The organism is Stomatobaculum sp. (genome assembly GCF_057248925.1).
This window is the reverse complement of record NZ_DBHIHF010000035.1, coordinates 1-17,215: the sequence shown is the minus strand read 5'-3', so window position 1 is coordinate 17,215 and position 17,215 is coordinate 1. Positions and strand designations below refer to the sequence as shown.

The following is a 17,215-nucleotide window of genomic DNA, read 5'->3' as shown; positions in this document are numbered from 1 at the left end:
GACATCCGCCCCGGCAGCGACATCCGCCGCAACCGGCACCGGCGGCGCAGAGACTTCCGCCCCCGCCTCGACCGAGACCGCGGCGCAGACCTCGGACGGCCAGCCGCAAATCGGCGGCCAGGCGACGAGCCTCGACGAAACCCAGAACGCAGCGCAGTCGCAGAACCCGAGTCCTGCTTCCGATGCGACCAATCCGGACGCGAAGTTCCCGTCCAGCACCGCGCAGTACACCGCTGCCTACACGGCGACCGAGAAGTCGGTGAACGACGACTACAGTCTGCCGGGCAGCGCGGATTTCGCGGGCAATCCGGGGCGCGATGACCTCTCCTCGATTTTCGAGAACGCGGGTTTCGAGGCGCTCGGCACCGGCAACACCCCGGCGGACCCGGTTTTAAACCAGGTGCAGATTGCGACCTACCAGATGCGCGATGCGGCCGGTAATGTAATCGGCGACACTGCGACCAATAACCCGGGCAAGGGTCTCTTCTCCGCAAACGGCTTCTCGAAGTTCTACATGATTCACTCCGGGATTGCGCGCATGTACTACCGCGTCTACACCGACCAGCACGGCTGGAGCCCGTGGGCGGCTTCGAAGGAAATCACGCCCTACAATGAGGACGGCGCAAAGGTACAGGCCATCCAGATTCGCGTGAAGGGCATGGCACACCGCTACAACGATGTCTACTACAAGGTCATGCTGAACGACGGCACTGTCCTTGACTGGGCAAAGAACGGCCAGACGACCGGCACCATGGGCTCCGACCGCTACATTGTCGGTATCCGCGTGGGCTTCTGGCACAACACCGAGCACTTCCCCTACGCTTCCAAGAACCTGATGGTCGGCAAGTATGAGGGCGCTTACCGCGACGGCACAGGCGTGCACTACTCCTCCCACAGCGGCAGCCCCTACACGGGTTGGGGCTTCCTCGACAATGTTCAGCACTACTTCATTGACGGCGAGCCGGCGCGCGGCTGGCACTATGTCGACGGCTACAAGTACTACTTCAACAACGACGGCTCCGTTGTGACCGACATGGAGACCATCATGGGACCGCAGGCTTCCTACCAGATCAACTACAACCAGGGAACCCGCACCATGTACATCATGGCGAAGGACGGCGACAACGGCTACATCATCCCGTACAAGACCTTCAACTCGACGAGCGGCCCGGATACGCCGATGGGCAACTATAAGATTTACGCGAAGTACGATGTCAAGTACATGCACGACGATGTCCCGGCGGCCATCTACTGCAAGTACTTAAACCGCTTCTACAACGGCTTCATCATCCACTCGATTCTCTACTACAGCGCGAAGCTTGAGCTGGATGCGATTACCTTCAACTACATCGACGACGCGGCATCCGGCGGTTGCCTCCGCCTGCTGACCGGTTACTCCTACTGGGTCTATAAGAACTGCGGCAACGGCACCGTGGTCCACATCTACAACGATCCGTGGAACAAGGGACCGGTTGAGAAGGATGCAATCGAGGTTCCGATTCCGCGCGATCAGAAGTGGGATCCGACCGACCCGAGCTCCGGCGAGGCAGCGGCGGCACTCCAGGCAGCGGCACAGCTTGAGCAGCAGAAGGCAGCTGCGGTTGCGGCAGGCCAGGTGAAGCTCACCGCAGAGGAGCAGCAGCTCGCGGACGAACTGAAGAAGAACTAAAGAGCGTTTTCAAAGCGCTTACGACAACAGAAAACGCGGCGCGGGAATATTTCCCGCGCCGCGTTTTTTGTTCCGCCGTTCGCCCCGGTACTGCCTGCGCTTTCTCTTCGGGCCGGCGCCGCTCTTGCCTTATCCTTTCGAGGGCACTCCCCGTTTCCCGGCTGTTCCTGTATGGCAAGAATACAGCTCACTTCATTGTTTCGAGGATGGCATGAATTTCCGGCTTACTGCGCTTTAACGAGATGAGTTTGTGTTCCGCATCGAGATAGCAGTGTTCGCTCTCTCCGGTGCAGCGGAGCTCTCCGCTTGTTTTCTCCGTCACCCGGTAGCAAAGCCGCATGCGCGCACCGTTGTAGTCCGCAATTTCAACCGCAATCCGGAGTGTCTCCGGAAAACGGGACATCTTGTGATATTTGGCCGAGACCGAAACGACGGGGCTAATCACACCCGCCGCCTCCATCTCCTCATAGCCGAGCCCTGCCTCTTCCATCGCCGCGGTCCTCGCCTCCTCAAACCAGCGGATGTAGTTCGAGTGGTGCGCAATCTGCATCTGATCCGTCTCGTAGTACTGAATCTTGTGATCCCAAACGTAAGTCTTTCCCATCATTCCTCCGGCGCAGGCGGGAAACACATGTTCTTTTGCCCGCGCTTCTGCTATACTAGCACACAGTAAGGCGCTTTGGTCTTTCAATTTTCGAAAGGAGGTCTCGCTTGTCCCGCATCGTTTTTCATATTGACGTGAACTCGGCGTTTCTGTCGTGGAGCGCGCTCGAACGGCTCGAACAGAATCCGGACAGCGTTGACCTCAGAACCATCCCCTCTGCCGTCGCGGGCGATGTCACCTCGCGTCACGGTGTCGTGACGGCCGCCTCGATTCCCGCCAAGCGTTGCGGCGTGCACAGCGGTCAGCCCGTGAGTTGCGCCCGCAGTGTCTGTCCGGGGCTTGTGCTGGTCTCCGCAAACTTCGCCTATTATCGGCGCCGCTCCGCAGCTTTCCTTGAGATTCTGCGACGCCACAGTTCTGCGGTCGAACAGTTCTCGATTGATGAAGCCTTTCTCGATATGAGCGAGCGCTTCTCAGACCGCAGGCAAAACGAAGCCGCGATTCGCGCGTGTGCCGCGGCCATTCAGACGGAAATTCGGGAGGCCCTCGGCTTCACGGTCAATGTCGGCATCAGCGAAAATAAGCTCCTCGCCAAAATGGCGAGCGACTTTGAAAAGCCGGATAAAATCCACACACTCTGGCCCGAGGAACTGCCGGAAAAACTTTACCCGCTGCCGATTCGCTCGCTCTTCGGCGTCGGCGGGAGGAGTGCCGAAAAACTGCTCCGCTTCGGCATTCACACGATAGGCGAGGCCGCCGCGACGCCCTGCGATGTCCTGCAGCGCATTTTGGGGCCGAGCGCCGGAGAGGCTGTCTACTACAGCGCGCAGGGGCTTAGCCGCTCCGAAGTGCGGCGCGAGCGCCCCCGGGCAAAGAGCCACTCCGTCGAGCAGACCACCGCCGTTGACATTGACCGCGCAAACATGCGGCGCGAACTTCCGCCGCTCCTCCGGGAACTTGCGGAAGAACTCTCCTCGCGCCTGAAAAAAGCAAATGTTCGCGCCGAGACACTCGCGATTATCGCAAAGACAACCTCCTTTCAGCGACACACAAGGCAGCAGCGCCTTGACTTTCCGAGCAATGAAGCCGCAGACCTGGAGCGCTGCGCTTCGCAGCTCTTTCTCGCCCTGCTCGAGGGCGAAGACGGCCTGTTCTCGAAGCGGGAGGCCCTGCGCCTCGTCGGCATCGGTGCCGCCCGCCTCGAAGACCCGCAGTATCAACAGCTATCCCTCTTCTCCTTGCCCGCCGCGAAGGAACGCAGCGAAAGCGCGACTGAAGAGACGAAAACAGCGAGATCGGAAATACCTCTCACAAACAAGCAAGGGTCTGAACTCCGCAACACCGACACGCAGGAGGCAGTAAAACAGAACGCCGCCTCACAGAAGCCGGAAACACCCGGCATAGACACACAGAGGGCGGCAACACCCGGAAATGACGTACAGAAAACCGAATTGCAAGGCAAAGACACACAGGCGTCGAAACGACTCCGTGCCTCTTCGCAGGGAACAGACAAGCGCAATAGGCTCCGTGAAATGCAAGCAAAAATTTCCGCACGCTATGGAGACAGCGCTTTATTACGCGGCGGGGTTCTGTTCTCCGCCGCACACAAAGAGACACAAAACGCGCCGGCAGCGCCTGAGCAGCGGGGACAGCAAAGCGCAGAGCCCTGATACCGTAACAGCGACGAGCCGCGTTGTATCACCGAGAACCACAGCGCAATGCCGGATACAAAACTACGGCTACATACCGGAAACAGGAGGGAAACGCCGATGAACACACCGATTTACGACTTTGTGAGCGAGTACCTACGCGCCGACATAAGCCGCCTCCATATGCCCGGCCACAAGGGGCACAGTGCCTTCGGCGCGGCGCTCTACGGCATTGAGGCGCGGGACATCACGGAAATCCGCGGCGCGGATGTGCTCTCGGAGGCCACGGGCATCATCGGCGAGAGCGAGGCCAATGCGGCCGCTCTCTTCGGCACGGCGCTGACCCTCTACTCGACCGAGGGCAGCAGCCTTGCGCTCCGCACCATGCTGGCCTTAGCCCTCTCCCGCGCGAAGCGCACCCCGGAGGAGCGCCCGCTCCTTCTCGCCGCGCGAAACGCACATAAGAGCCTCCTCTACGCGGCGGCTCTCCTCGACTTTGACATCGCCTGGATTTATCCCGCGGACACGGCGCTTGACAGCGCCTGCTCCTGCCACCCGAGTCCCGATTCGGTGCGCGCAGCGTTACGCGCCCTGCCGCACCCACCCTTCGCCGTCTTTTTGACGAGCCCCGACTACCTCGGCTTTCTCGCCGATGTACAGGGCATTGTGACCGCAGTCGATTCGCACTGCGGCAAAGGGGCGGTTCCTGTTCTTGTTGACAACGCCCACGGCGCCTACCTTCACTTTCTCGAAAAGCCCCTGCACCCCATGGATCAGGGAGCCTATCTCTGCTGCGACTCCGCGCACAAAACTCTGCCTGTCCTGACAGGCGGCGCCTACCTCCACTTCAATGCGCAGGCAGCCGCGGAAGTCGGCGAGGCCGCGCGCCGCACCATGGAGCTCTTTGCCTCGACGAGTCCCTCGTATTTGATTCTCCAGTCGCTCGACCTCTGCAACACCTACCTCGCGGACAGCTATCCCGCGCGACTCGCCGCCTGCATCCGCCGCATTGACGGCCTCAAACAGTATCTTTGCACCCTCGGCGCCAAGGTCCGGGAGAGCGAACCCTTGAAACTTGTGCTCGGCAGCGGCAGTCTCACCGGACAGGAACTCGCCGCGCTGTTTCGCCTGCACCATATGGAGCCGGAATTTGCCGACCTCTCCGCCGTGGTACTCATGTTGACCCCTGAAAACCGCCCCGAAGATTATCTCCGCATCGCCTCGCTCTACCGCGAGGAAGCCGCTCTCTGGACAAAAAAAGAGACGGCAAAAGAGCCGTCTCTTCGTCTGCTTCCTCTGCCGCGTGTCTTAACGATACGGGAAGCCATGCTGTCTCCGCAGGAGACCGTACCGGTCACGGAGGCCGTTGGGCGCATCCTCGGCCAACCCACGGTTTCCTGCCCGCCCGCCATCCCGCTCGCGGTGAGCGGTGAGCGTCTCTCGGCGGAATTGCTCCCGCTTTTTCACCGCTACGGCGTCACGGAAGTCGCCGTCGTCCGGGAATAAGTCAGAGGCTCTGCAGCACCAGCATCTGGTAGGCGTGATACGCCACCTGAACCGGCGCCGGGAGTATCATATCCGCAGCCGCCTCAATGAGAATGCGGCGGTTTAAACGCCGCTTCCAGAGGGAACTCATCTTCTTGCCCTGCTTCTTTAACTTCTTTAAGTCAACAAAGTCGACCGGCGTATTCTGCTCGATTTCCTTCTTGCCGAGCTCTGCCAGAGCGCGGCGGTTTTCCTCGACCGCCGCAGCGAGACCCTCTTCGGAAATCCCGCGTATGGTCGCGAGCAGCCGCTCCCGGTCGCCGCGGAAGTTGAGCGCAATGCTGCCGGTCGCCCAGTAAGTTCGGATGCGCTGCACCCCCTCTGCCTTCTCGAGGAGCCCGTGCAGGGCCTCGTACTCCTTGTAAGAGAGCTGCCGTCCCAGAATCTTGACGCGCAAGCTGCCGCCGGTCTCATGTACCACCTTACATTTCATTGCTTTCCTCTTTCCATCCTCCTCTCATTAGAAAGGAGGCTTATTTTATTTAGTGAAAACTCACAGAGGAAAGTATAGCATAACTTAGCGAAAAATCATATTTCCGAGCCCTTCTTCTTCCGTTCTTCACTTGCAGGACACGCTGCGGATGCAACAACGATTCCTTTTCTGCCGAAACACCCATAAGCTGTCTGAGCCGTTCCGGCGCACGTAGACCCGCGCCACGCCCAAGCTCATAGACGCGCATCCGTTCGCCGGAATTGCTCTCAATGCAGCTGCGAATATGGCGCTCTTTTCATTCCCCGAGGTAGGCGCGTACTCGCTCCAGCGCGCGTAAGCCCGCGCCGCGCCCAAGCTCATAGACGCGCATCAGTTCGCCGGGATCGCTCGCAATGCGACTGATACCGAGCTCCTTTTCCGGATAGATTAAGAGAGCTCTGCCGCGCTCCGCTTCTTCCTCGACAAAGCGTATGTTCTGGTTATAGGTGAGATAGCGCATCTTCATCGCGAGGGAGGCGCGCGGATAGCCTTTCAGCGCTGCCCCGACGATGGTCCCGGACGCACCGCGCTCCTTCCGGTAACCCTTGGGGCGCGTCAGAATGACCACATTTTTCTCATAGCCGAGACTCAGCATCTTTTTCAGCGGAATCGCATCGGTGATGCCGCCGTCCAGGAGCTTATGCCCGTCCACCTCAACAATGCGCGCCACCAGCGGCATCGAGGCCGAAGCGCGCATGTACTCGACATCGTGCGCATCGCCCTTCTCACAGCGGTAGTAAAAGGGCCTGCCGGTCTCCACATCGGTGCAGACCACATAGAACTCCATCGGATTCTTTTGAAAGGTCTCCGTATCAAAGGGGAACTTTTCAAACGGCACCTCGCGGTAAGCAAAGTCCTTGTTGTAAAAGTCGCCGGTCAGTAAGAGGGAGCGGATCGATCCGTAGCGCGGATCCGCGCCGTATTTTAAGTTATAGCGGAGCACGCGCCCCGGCTGATTGGACTTATAGTTGCAGCCGAACACAGCGCCCGCGGAAGTGCCTATGGCGCCTTCAAAGACAATTTTATTTTCCAGGAAGACATCCGTGACGCCCGCGGTAAAGAGCCCGCGCATACCGCCGCCTTCCATGACCAATCCACGTTTCATAGCCCGTCCTTTCCGAACAAAAACAATACAGTTTGCATTATAGCCAAATCCGATTGCGACTTGCAAGCTTCCCGTCTTTTCAGTTTGCCGTTTCGTGCTATAATAAGCCTGCTTCGGCACAATTCCCGCCGCACCTTCGGCAGCAGGGAACTGCGGCTTTCCGAAGCGGAATCCGCGGCAGCGTCCGCACATCTTGTTTCGTCGTATCTCCGCGAGAACGACAGAAAGGAAAACTATGTATACACCCAAAAACCGCATCATCTACCTGAGTCAGCTTGCTCTCCTCGTCGCGATTGAACTCGTGATGAAGCTGATCGGCCTCGGCTCTGTCCCCATCGGCCCGCTGTCGATGTCCTTCCTCACGGTGCCCATTGCGGTCGCAGCCATCCTGCTCGGGCCTTTTGCCGGCGCCGTGACCGGTGCTGTCTTCGGCATCACCGCGTTTTATGAGTGCGTGAGCGGAACTTCGCCGCTCGGCCTCGCACTCCTGCAGCTCAGTCCCGTTCACACCTTCCTGCTCTGCGTCGCTACGCGTATCCTCATGGGTCTCTGCACCGCTTGGATTTTCCGTCTGGTGCTCGGCGCAAGCAAACGGAAAAATCTTTCCTTCCTGGTCGGTGCCATTGCAGCGCCCCTCACGAATACGATTTTCTTCATGGGCTACATGGTTCTTTTCTTCTATCAGACCGAGCCGATTCAGGCCCTCGCGATTGCATTGCACGCGACCAATCCTCTCGCCTTCATTGTGCTGCTGGTCGGCCTGCAGGGCGTGATTGAGGTGGTGGTGAGCGGTATCGTGAGCACCCTGATTGTAAAAGTCCTGTCCCGCTTCCTCGCAGCGCAGCAGGAAATTCGCTGATTGCGCTTTCTGCCGAAGCTGTGCAACGAAACGGAAAAAGAGCTTACCATCCGTCGGATGACAAGCTCTTTTTTTTGCTTCCATCTTCCCTGTATATGCGCTTACCCCAGGCGCTGCCGTACAATCATAAACAACAAGGCAGCCATCAAAATTCCGAATTCCGCCTTCGAAAGCAGCTTCTCTTCAAAACGGCGCAGACCGTATAACGCAGCATCCGCTTCCTGTAACTTCTGCGCCTGCCCGGAACGGAGCAAGCGCTCGCTGTCCATGCGGCGTATTCGGAAGGTACTGATGAGCCAGAGAATTCCAAGGCCTGCTACAAGCCGTAAAAGCGGCAGCTGCGACAGCAGCTGTGAAGCGAGTACTTCCGCCACAGCCAAGGAAATAATCAGCACGCCCAGTATCATACGGAATAAATAGATGCATCGCAGGTGATTATACTTTGACATAATCACGCCTCTCATGACATATGACGCTGCGCAATGCCGAGTATCGCAGCAATCCCCAAAACGAGACGCTCTGCCGGAATCACCCTGGTCAGGTAAAAGCGTTGCAGACGATACAGGCCGGTATCTGTCTCCCGCAACACCTGCAGACGCTTATCATTCAACAGATGTTCTCTGTCCGTGCGAACCTGTATGAAATAAAAAATCAGCCAAAGCGACCCTGCAGACAGCAAAGCAATCAGAAAAAACATTCCGAACCGTGAAAAATAACGCTTTGAAAGAAAAGTTACTACAACCAACAGCGCAACCAACAGTTCAAACGCAATGCGAAGCACAAAGAGACGGTGCAAGGTCTTGTAGTTTGACATAACAGTCCCCTCCGTTCTCCTTTCTGTTTTTATTTGCAACCTTCTTTCATATTTATATTATCATACACTAATGACTTTTTTAAGTCAATGTTGACTACATCATATCACAATCCTATCGGGCGAACCCTTTCTCAGTCCAGTATCATCGACAGCCCGATTCTCTGCTTCTTGACATCGGCCTCGACCACCTTGACCTCGACAATGTCGCCGACTTTCACGACCTCCGAGGGGTGCTTCACAAACTTGCCCTTCTTCATGCGGGAGATGTGCACGAGGCCGTCCTGGTGCACGCCGATGTCCACAAAGGCACCGAAGTCGATGACGTTTCTAACGGTGCCGCGGAGTATCATGCCGGGCTTCAAATCCTCAATCTGCAGCACATCGCTCTTTAAGATGGGCTTTGGCATGTCCTCGCGGGGGTCGCGTCTCGCCGTCGTGAGTTCCTTCTCGACACTCTCCAGTGTGACCTCGCCGACCGAAAGCTGCTCCGCGAGTGCCTTCCGCTTTGCCTTGTTGAGTTTGAAACTGAGACGACCTTCCCGAAGCTTCTCCTCGTTCTCCCCTGCCGCCTCAAGGATGGCCTTCGCGAGCGCATAGCTCTCCGGATGCACGCCGGTATCGTCGAGCGGATTCTCGCCGCCGCTGATACGAAGGAAGCCCGCGCACTGTTCAAATGCCTTGGGGCCGAGTTTCGAGACTTTTAAGAGCTCCTTCCGGTTCTTGAATTTGCCGTTCTCCTCGCGGTAGCTCACGATATTCTTTGCCGTGGTCTTCGTGATGCCCGAGATATAGCGGAGCAGGGGCGCCGAAGCCGTGTTTAAATCCACACCGACTGCGTTCACACAGTCCTCGACCACGCCCTCCAGCGCCTCGCCGAGGCGCTTCTGCTCCATGTCGTGCTGGTACTGCCCCACGCCGATGGACTTCGGGTCAATTTTTACGAGCTCCGCGAGCGGGTCCTGTACGCGGCGCGCAATCGAGGCCGCACTGCGCTGTCCCACATCGAACGCCGGGAACTCCTCGGTCGCGAGCGCGCTCGCGGAGTAGATCGAAGCGCCCGCCTCGTTCGTAATCACATAGGAGACTTTCTGCGGAAGTTCCTTTAAGACCCCCGCGACAAACTGCTCGGACTCGCGGGAAGCTGTGCCGTTTCCGATCGAGATCAGAGTCACTCCGTACTTCTCGATAAATTCTCTCAGTTTCTCCGCCGCCGCACGCTGCTTCTTCTCGTTGGTCGGCATGGTCGGGTAGACCACCGCGGTATCCAACACCTTGCCGGTCTCGTCCACCACCGCGAGCTTACAACCCGTGCGGAACGCCGGATCCCAGCCGAGCACTACCTCGCCCGCAATCGGCGGCTGCATGAGCAGCTGATGCAGGTTCTTCCGGAACACCTCAATGGCGCCCGTCTCCGCCGCCTCGGTGAGTTCATTCCGAATGTCCCGCTCCACCGCAGGCGCCATGAGGCGCGCGTAGCTGTCCGTGATCGCGCGGTCCATCGCCTCGGCAGTGTTCTTGTTTTCTGCCTTAATCAGACGGCCGCGGAGGGTCGCCAGAATCTCCTCACTCGGCGCTTCGATATAGACCCGCAGAATCTTTTCTTTCTCGCCGCGGTTCATGGCGAGCACACGGTAGCCGGTCGCCTTCATCAGGGGCTCGCGGAAGTCATAATAGGTCTCGTAGACCGCCCGCTTCTCCCTCTCCTTCTCAGCCTCGTTCTGCTTCTCCGCGCTGCCCTTCTGCTCGCGCCGCGCCGCGCAGAGCTGACCGCCCCGCTTGGTCGTATCGCGCACATAGCTGCGGATGACACTCGCATCGGAAAAGCGCTCCGCGAGTATGTCCAAAGCACCCTGGATGCAGAGTGCCGCGGTCCCTATCCCCTTCTCCTCGGAGATAAAGCGCTCGGCCTCTTCTTCAAGACTCTTCTTTGTTTTCTGCGCCCAGATGAGATCCGCAAGCTCGCTTAAGCCGCGCTCGATTGCCACCGTCGCGCGGGTGCTGCGCTTCGGGCGATAGGGGAGGTAGATGTCCTCGAGCTGCACCAGGGTCTCCGCCGCATCAAGCTGCGCGCCGAGTGCCTCCGTCATCTTCCCCTGCTCCGTAATCGCTGTGCGTATCTTTTCGCGGCGCTCTTCCAAGTTCCGGAGTGCCGTGAGCCGCGCATCGAGTGCTCTAAGCTGTTCATCGTCCAGAGAGCCGGTCACTTCTTTTCGGTAGCGGGCAATGAAGGGTATGGTTGCGCCCTCATCGATTAGGTTGACGGCTGCGTTAACCTGCTCTGTCCGGACGCCGAGTTCCTCTGCGATTTTCTGATGAATGTTCAAATGATCTCCTCCTGCGCGATAGTATTTTTTTATTTTAATATGTCTCCGTCCGAATTACCAGCCTTCGCCGCCGAGCTGCGCCCGACAACTATCAATCGGCGTTTACCGCGTTATCGCACCCGCTTCGTGAAAAAATGCATTCTCTCTGCATAGACCGGTGGAAACCGTATCTTTTTTCACTGGTTTTCCATCTCTGCCCATCCAAAAACCGGCACTGTTTCCACCGCCCGCGCCTTGCATTCACCGCTTGAATCGATTATGATTTTCACGAAGTCTTTGGTATCATGTATGCGCACTTTGAAAGGAAGGTCCTATGGGCGGTATCTTTGCATCGGCACTCAAGGAAGATTGTGTCTTTGATCTCTTCTTCGGCACGGATTATCACTCCCACCTCGGCACCCGCCGCGGCGGCATGGCTGTTTACGGAAAGGACGGCTTCGACCGTTCCATCCACAACATTGAGAACAGCCCGTTCCGCACCAAGTTTGCGGATGATGTCAAGCAAATGCACGGCAATCTCGGCATCGGATGTATTTCGGACTATGAGGCCCAGCCCCTCATTGTGCGCTCCCACCACGGCACCTACGCGATTACAACCGTGGGCCGCATTAACAACCTGAATGTGCTCTCGGATGAGCTTTTAAAGAACAACGGCTCTTCCTTCCTCGAGATGAGCGGCGGTATCATCAATCCGACGGAACTCGTTGCCTCTCTGATTAACCGGAAGGACAACCTGATTGACGGCCTCCGCTATGCACAGGAGACGATTGACGGCTCCATGAGCATTATGTTGCTGACCCCGCAGGGCATTTACCTGTCCCGCGACAAGCTCGGCAGAACGCCGATTATCATCGGCAGAAAGGACGAGGGCTTCTGCGCTTCGTTCGAGAGCTTCGCCTATCTGAACCTCGGCTACGAGGATTTCCGCGAGCTCGGCCCCGGCGAAATCGCCGTGATGACGCCGGAGGGTGTCACGACGCTCTCCGCCCCCGGCAAGAAGATGCGCATCTGCACCTTCCTCTGGGTCTACTACGGCTATCCGTCTTCCGCCTACGAGGGCGTGTCCGTCGAGGCCATGCGCGTGCGCTGCGGCCAGGAGCTCGCAAAGCGCGACCACATGACCCACGACCAGATTGACTCGGTCGCCGGCGTCCCGGATTCCGGCACCGCACACGCAATCGGCTATGCGAACGAGTCCGGCGTCCCGTTTGCGCGTCCCTTCATCAAGTACACACCGACCTGGCCGCGCTCTTTCATGCCGACCATCCAAGACAAGCGCGATCTCATCGCAAAGATGAAGCTGATCCCGGTGCACGAGCTCATTGAGGGACAGCGCCTCCTCTTGATTGACGATTCGATTGTCCGCGGCACACAGCTCCGCGAGACCACGGAATTCCTGTACCGGAGCGGCGCAAAGGAAGTCCATGTGCGCCCCGCCTGCCCGCCGCTGCTCTTCGGATGTAAATATCTGAACTTCTCCCGCTCGACCGGCGAGATGGAGCTCATCACGCGGCGCATGATTCGAGACGCAGAGGGCGAGAATGTGAGCCGCGAAGTCCTGAGCGACTACGCAAATCCGGACTCCGAGCGCTATCAGGCCATGCTCGATGTCATCTGTAAGCAGCTGAACTTCACAACCCTCCGCTACAACCGCCTCGACGACCTCATTCGGGCCGTCGGCATCGACCGCGACAAACTCTGCACCTATTGCTGGGACGGTCGGGAATAAGCAAGCGATTACTCCCGAAAAAGCACTGTTCTCTTTGAGAACAGTGCTTTTTTATGGGCTAGGTCGGCAAAAAGAGTTGGTGCTAGCTCCATACGATTACATCACCCCACACAGGGATTGAATTTTGGGTGTAATAATCATCGAACAGGCATTGCAGCGCCACCGTTGGGTTCCGGACTTATTCTTCTCATATTTCATACAAGGCCCACCACAAGAAGGACAGCTAGCATGCTTCATGACTTTTTCCTCCAAACATACTGTTTCACGGAAGATGTAAGCAGAGAAAAGCCTTGTGTATCAAGGGTTCGAGGCACTTTTTACCAACTCTTTTTGTCCGCCCTTCATCTTGTAACTCGCTCTTTCATACCAAAACGGCTCCCGTCGCCTGTGCGAAGAGAGCCGTAAAAAGGGAGGAGGCCGGGTGCTTTCGCCCCCGGCCAGTATATGAAAAAAAGATGTTCGCGGTTTCCCGCTTGCTATGTCTATATAATAGCGAAGAGTCATGATGAATTCATGTGCGACTTGTAACTCTTTTTCAAAGAAATCATGAACAAACTATGAATGCTCAGTCCTCCCGAATGCCGATTAACAGGCGAAGTTTCCGCAGGCAGTGATGAAAGGCCGGAATCAGGGAGCAGTCCGCCGAGAGCCAGGCGAGCGGCGAGGCAAAGAATACCGCGTAGATACCGAAGAAGCGGACACCGAAAAACCCGACCAGGGTGCGCGCAATCATTTCCGAGACGCCGGAAAGGATCGCAAAGCCAGAGTATCCCATGCCCTGAATCGTAAAGCGCCATATATTGACGATGGCGAGCGCCGCATAGAACGCGGAGTTTGCGAGCAGGAAGAGCCGCGCCTGCCGCACAATCTCCGTCTGATCCGGCGCGAGAAAGAGCAGCGGCAACTGATTGCCGAACAGAAAGCAAATCAGGAAGGCAAGCAGGCCGTAGGCAATGCCGATTCTGGTCGCGACATAGACGCCGTCCTGTACGCGCTGTAACTTGCCCGCGCCGACATTCTGTCCCGCATAGGTCGCCATTGTCGCGCCGAGCGCGTCGTAGACACAGCAGAAGAACATGCTGATTTTCTGACCGGCCGTCACCGAGGCGACCGTCACCGTGCCGAGCATATTGACGGCACTCTGCAAAACGACGGAGCCGATTGCCGTAATGGAATACTGCAGCCCCATCGGCAGTGCCATCGAGAGCAGAATGCCGCATTTCCGCGCGTCAAACTGCATCTCCCGCGGCGCAAAGCGGAGCAGCGGAAACTTTTTCCGCATGTAGAAAATGCAGCAGATTCCGGAGACAGCCTGCGAGAAGACCGTCGCGAGCGCCGGGCCGTTCACGCTGAAGCCGAAGCCGACAATCGACACAAAATCGAGGACAATGTTCACGACCGAGGCGAGAATCAGAAAATAGACCGGCGTCTTGGAATCACCCAGTGCGCGAATCAGGCTCGCCGTCACGTTGTAGAGGTAAGTGGTCGGTATCCCGAGGAAGATGATGAAGATATACTGATACGCATAGGGCAGAATGTCCTCCGGCGTCTGCGTCAGAATGAGCAGCTGCTTCGTGAAGAGCGCCACAAGCACCGTGACGACCACGGAGAAAATCAGCGAGAGCCATATCGTATTCGCGATAAATTTCCGCATATCCACATAGTCCCGCGCGCCGAAGCGCTGTGCAACCGGAATCGCGAAACCCGAAGACATACCGATCACAAAGCCGTTGATCAGAAAATTAATGGCCGCTGTCGAGCCGACGCCCGCAAGCGCCCGGACATTCAGAAAGCGCCCCACAATGACGGTATCCGCCATGCTGTAAAACTGCTGAAACAAGGTGCCGAGCAACATCGGAATCGCAAATCCCAGAATCAGTGCAGTCGGGCTGCCGACCGTCATATCAACAATGGCACTTCCTTTCTTATTCATTGTCATACTGTATCCCCCAAAAGAACGATAAAAAAACAGGACTGACCGAAAACGCGTCAATCCAACTGCATGTTGTTCCGTTATACACGCTCTCGCCTTAGATTGCAAGCAGCGGAAACGCTTCCTTTTTTATCATTCCCTTATATTGCATACAAAACAGCCTCAAAGTCCGCATGCTCCGCCGGTAGCCCCCTGCTGCTTTCCCTTCGATTCCTGTTCCGTATTGTCTGTCAATCCAATCCCCTCTCGTACCACAGTCCTGTATATCCATCCGTATGAGCTGCTTTTCTTGCGGCAATATCCATGTGTCAGGCTAAGCGGACAAAAAGAGTCGGCAGCCTTCCTTGTGATGACATTATCTCATGTCGGAATTGAACTTTTCTTATCTGTTTTCCGCAAACGCAAATTTAAGTGTATGCATCTTCGAGCAGGTATTGCAACGCCACCGCCAGGTTCCGGACTTATTCTTCCCGTATTCCGTACAAGTCCCACCGCAAGAAGGCCGGATAACATGCTTCCTGACGCTTTCCTTCAAATGTATTGCCAACTCCATACGATTACATCACCCCACATAGGGATTGAATTTTGGGTGTAATAATCATCGAGCAGGCATTGCAGCGCCACCGTTAGGTTCCGGACTTATTCTTCCCGTATTTGATACAAGGCCCACCACAAGAAGGGCAGATAACATACTTCCTGACGTTTTCCTCCAAACATACTTTGTCCATTCTTCATCTTATTTCAAAGAAGATGAAAACCCCGCAACGCTTGATTCTACTAGCGTTGCGGGGTTTTCTAGCAACTCTTTTTCTCCTATAACTCTGAACTCCGAATCTTCGAAAACGTTCTTTTTCTGCGCGACGCTCCGTCCCTGCACTTTGCCAAAACAAAAACGCAGAGACACAATGACTTTGCCTCTCTGCGTTTGTTCTCGCGATATCTATGATAGTTAGGAAACACTCTTTTGCGGCAACAGCACCGTGTCCCTGTGCTTTCCCAAACGAAAACGCAGAGAAGCAATGACTCTGCCTCTCTGCGTTTGTTCTCGCAATATCTATGATGATAGTTAGGAAACACTCTTTTGCGGCAACAGCACCGTGTCCCTGTGCTTTGCCAAGCAAAAACGCAGAGACACAATGACTCTGCCTCTCTGCGTTTGTTCTCGCGCTATCAATGATAGTTAGGAAATACTCTTTTGCGGCAACAGTGCGGAATCGCTTGCGATTCGTTTGACCAGTTTGAGAATCGCATAGAGCAGGATGCACTCCGGCACGAAGAGAATCGCAGCCTTGATGAGTCTCGTTTTGACCAGGAGATGCAGCGCCTTGCCGTACATCATGGACAGCCAAATCGGATTCAACAGGAAACTGATCAATACGGTATTAATCAGGCGGGCAATGACGACGCGCTGCATCGATACCGGCTTCCGATAGAGCACCAGGCCGTAGACCACGCCGTTGATAATCGCGTTCAATGTAAAGCCGGGGAAGAAGGGGCCCGTGGGGCGCACCACATAGCCGAGCAGATCCGAAAGCGCCCCGACCGTTCCGGCCACAAAGGGCCCGAACAGAAAACCTGCACTCGCGTTGGCGAGAAAGGCGAAGCTGAACTCCAGGGTCGGCGTAATCGCAATTTTCAAAAACTTGAGCGTCACCGCGAGCGCCACGAGTAAGGCTGCCACTGTCACCGACTTTACGTTCTTCATGTGTTCCATGCTTTTTCCTCCTGAGAAAAGTGCACTACGTTTCTTTATTTTGTGATATACCTGCCTCTTTTGAACCTAGCTGCCGCACGACGGCTTCTACAAACGCTTTTCCACCCAGTCCTTTAAGATCAGCACATGGTTACAGGTCGGGCTCTTTGCGCCGTAAACCAGGGTTACATTTTCGGTCTTCAGCGTGTCCCGGATGTAAGACACAAACGCCTCTCCCTGCGGGTTCGCGTCCAGCTCCTTCCGGTATAGCTCCGAAAAGGTAGCAAAGCGCTCCTCCTCATGCCCGAACCACTTTCTGAGCTCCGGTGACGGCGTAATCTCCTTGTCCCAGCGCGTCAATGCCGCCCGTTCCTTAGAGATACCTCTCGGCCACAGGCGGTCCACCAGAATCCGGCAGCCGTCCGTCGGCGCTGCTGGCTCGTAGACGCGCTTCATTTCCAGCACTCCCGCCATTTTTATATCCTCTTTTCTTTGTTCGGATTTTGTACATCCAAGTTTTATTATAGATTCTTCCTGTTTTTTTGCAACAAAAAACCGGTTCCTCAGAACCGGTTATCGAGAGGCGACAACCGGATTCGGACCGGTGATCAGGGTTTTGCAGACCCACGCCTTACCACTTGGCTATGTCGCCATATTAAGCTCCTCGTGTTGGACTCGAACCAACGACACCGCGGTTAACAGCCGCGTGCTCTACCGACTGAGCTAACAAGGAATATTTACACCCTGAAAACCGCACACAGAATTTTTATCTATTCATCTCTTTCCCAAACCCTTTGGTTAAACCCTCGACCGATTAGT

Annotated in this window: 14 protein-coding genes and 2 tRNA genes; 5 read left to right on the top strand and 11 right to left on the bottom strand. The window is 56.4% G+C overall.

The annotated features are described in order from the left end of the window. Positions 1 to 109 precede the first annotated feature (109 nt). Positions 110 to 1,669 (top strand): L,D-transpeptidase family protein, encoded by a 1,560-nt coding sequence (locus ACO4XG_RS10455; RefSeq protein WP_485129729.1) that lies wholly within the window; start codon positions 110 to 112, stop codon positions 1,667 to 1,669. A gap of 187 nt (positions 1,670 to 1,856) precedes the next feature. Here the strand turns inward: ACO4XG_RS10455 and ACO4XG_RS10450 are convergent, their stop codons facing one another. Then, positions 1,857 to 2,273 carry an acyl-CoA thioesterase gene (locus ACO4XG_RS10450; protein ID WP_308509517.1) on the bottom strand — a complete coding sequence of 139 codons (417 nt, stop codon included), beginning with the start codon at positions 2,271 to 2,273 and terminating at the stop codon, positions 1,857 to 1,859. A gap of 107 nt (positions 2,274 to 2,380) precedes the next feature. Between ACO4XG_RS10450 and ACO4XG_RS10445 the strand changes: the two genes are divergently transcribed. After that, complete coding sequence (locus ACO4XG_RS10445) at positions 2,381 to 3,943, top strand: Y-family DNA polymerase (RefSeq protein WP_308509516.1); 1,563 nt, start codon at positions 2,381 to 2,383, stop codon at positions 3,941 to 3,943. A 99-nt stretch (positions 3,944 to 4,042) separates the two neighbouring features. Continuing rightward, positions 4,043 to 5,428, top strand: coding sequence for an aminotransferase class I/II-fold pyridoxal phosphate-dependent enzyme (locus ACO4XG_RS10440; protein WP_308509515.1), 1,386 nt, complete (start codon positions 4,043 to 4,045; stop codon positions 5,426 to 5,428). 1 nt (position 5,429) lies between these two features. Here ACO4XG_RS10440 and ACO4XG_RS10435 read toward each other — a convergent pair whose 3' ends face one another. Next, the gene (locus tag ACO4XG_RS10435; RefSeq protein WP_308509514.1) at positions 5,430 to 5,900 is read right to left on the bottom strand and encodes a hypothetical protein; all 471 of its coding nucleotides are present in this window, start codon (positions 5,898 to 5,900) and stop codon (positions 5,430 to 5,432) included. Between the two features lie 295 nt (positions 5,901 to 6,195). Further along, positions 6,196 to 7,044 carry a patatin-like phospholipase family protein gene (locus ACO4XG_RS10430; protein WP_308509513.1) on the bottom strand — a complete coding sequence of 283 codons (849 nt, stop codon included), beginning with the start codon at positions 7,042 to 7,044 and terminating at the stop codon, positions 6,196 to 6,198. Between the two features lie 235 nt (positions 7,045 to 7,279). Here ACO4XG_RS10430 and ACO4XG_RS10425 point away from each other — a divergent pair, with 235 nt between their 5' ends. Further along, positions 7,280 to 7,903, top strand: coding sequence for an ECF transporter S component (locus tag ACO4XG_RS10425; RefSeq protein ID WP_308509512.1), 624 nt, complete (start codon positions 7,280 to 7,282; stop codon positions 7,901 to 7,903). Positions 7,904 to 8,004: 101 nt separating this feature from the next. On the opposite strand, the gene ACO4XG_RS10420 is transcribed toward ACO4XG_RS10425, so the two are convergent. The 3 genes from ACO4XG_RS10420 to ACO4XG_RS10410 all read right to left on the bottom strand — a co-directional run bounded on the left by ACO4XG_RS10420 (position 8,005) and on the right by ACO4XG_RS10410 (position 11,041). Then, complete coding sequence (locus ACO4XG_RS10420; RefSeq protein WP_308509511.1) at positions 8,005 to 8,352, bottom strand: hypothetical protein; 348 nt, start codon at positions 8,350 to 8,352, stop codon at positions 8,005 to 8,007. Between the two features lie 11 nt (positions 8,353 to 8,363). Then, positions 8,364 to 8,717 carry a hypothetical protein gene (locus tag ACO4XG_RS10415; protein WP_308509510.1) on the bottom strand — a complete coding sequence of 118 codons (354 nt, stop codon included), beginning with the start codon at positions 8,715 to 8,717 and terminating at the stop codon, positions 8,364 to 8,366. Positions 8,718 to 8,848: 131 nt separating this feature from the next. Then, positions 8,849 to 11,041, bottom strand: coding sequence for a Tex family protein (locus tag ACO4XG_RS10410; RefSeq protein WP_308509509.1), 2,193 nt, complete (start codon positions 11,039 to 11,041; stop codon positions 8,849 to 8,851). A gap of 313 nt (positions 11,042 to 11,354) precedes the next feature. Here ACO4XG_RS10410 and ACO4XG_RS10405 point away from each other — a divergent pair, with 313 nt between their 5' ends. Further along, a complete protein-coding gene (locus tag ACO4XG_RS10405) occupies positions 11,355 to 12,770 on the top strand; it encodes an amidophosphoribosyltransferase (protein ID WP_308509508.1) in 1,416 nt (471 codons plus the stop codon). Between the two features lie 565 nt (positions 12,771 to 13,335). Here the strand turns inward: ACO4XG_RS10405 and ACO4XG_RS10400 are convergent. The 5 genes from ACO4XG_RS10400 to ACO4XG_RS10380 all read right to left on the bottom strand — a co-directional run bounded on the left by ACO4XG_RS10400 (position 13,336) and on the right by ACO4XG_RS10380 (position 17,129). Then, positions 13,336 to 14,709 carry an MATE family efflux transporter gene (locus ACO4XG_RS10400; protein ID WP_330670192.1) on the bottom strand — a complete coding sequence of 458 codons (1,374 nt, stop codon included), beginning with the start codon at positions 14,707 to 14,709 and terminating at the stop codon, positions 13,336 to 13,338. Positions 14,710 to 15,883: 1,174 nt separating this feature from the next. Continuing rightward, entirely contained in the window at positions 15,884 to 16,417 is a 534-nt protein-coding gene (locus ACO4XG_RS10395; protein WP_308509507.1) for a folate family ECF transporter S component, read from the bottom strand. Between the two features lie 87 nt (positions 16,418 to 16,504). Continuing rightward, positions 16,505 to 16,870: a DUF488 domain-containing protein gene (locus ACO4XG_RS10390; RefSeq protein ID WP_308509506.1), complete on the bottom strand. Its 366-nt coding sequence runs from the start codon at positions 16,868 to 16,870 to the stop codon at positions 16,505 to 16,507. Positions 16,871 to 16,977: 107 nt separating this feature from the next. Further along, positions 16,978 to 17,048, bottom strand: a tRNA-Cys gene (locus ACO4XG_RS10385). 8 nt (positions 17,049 to 17,056) lie between these two features. Beyond that, positions 17,057 to 17,129 (bottom strand) — tRNA-Asn (locus tag ACO4XG_RS10380). Between the last annotated feature and the right edge of the window lie 86 nt (positions 17,130 to 17,215).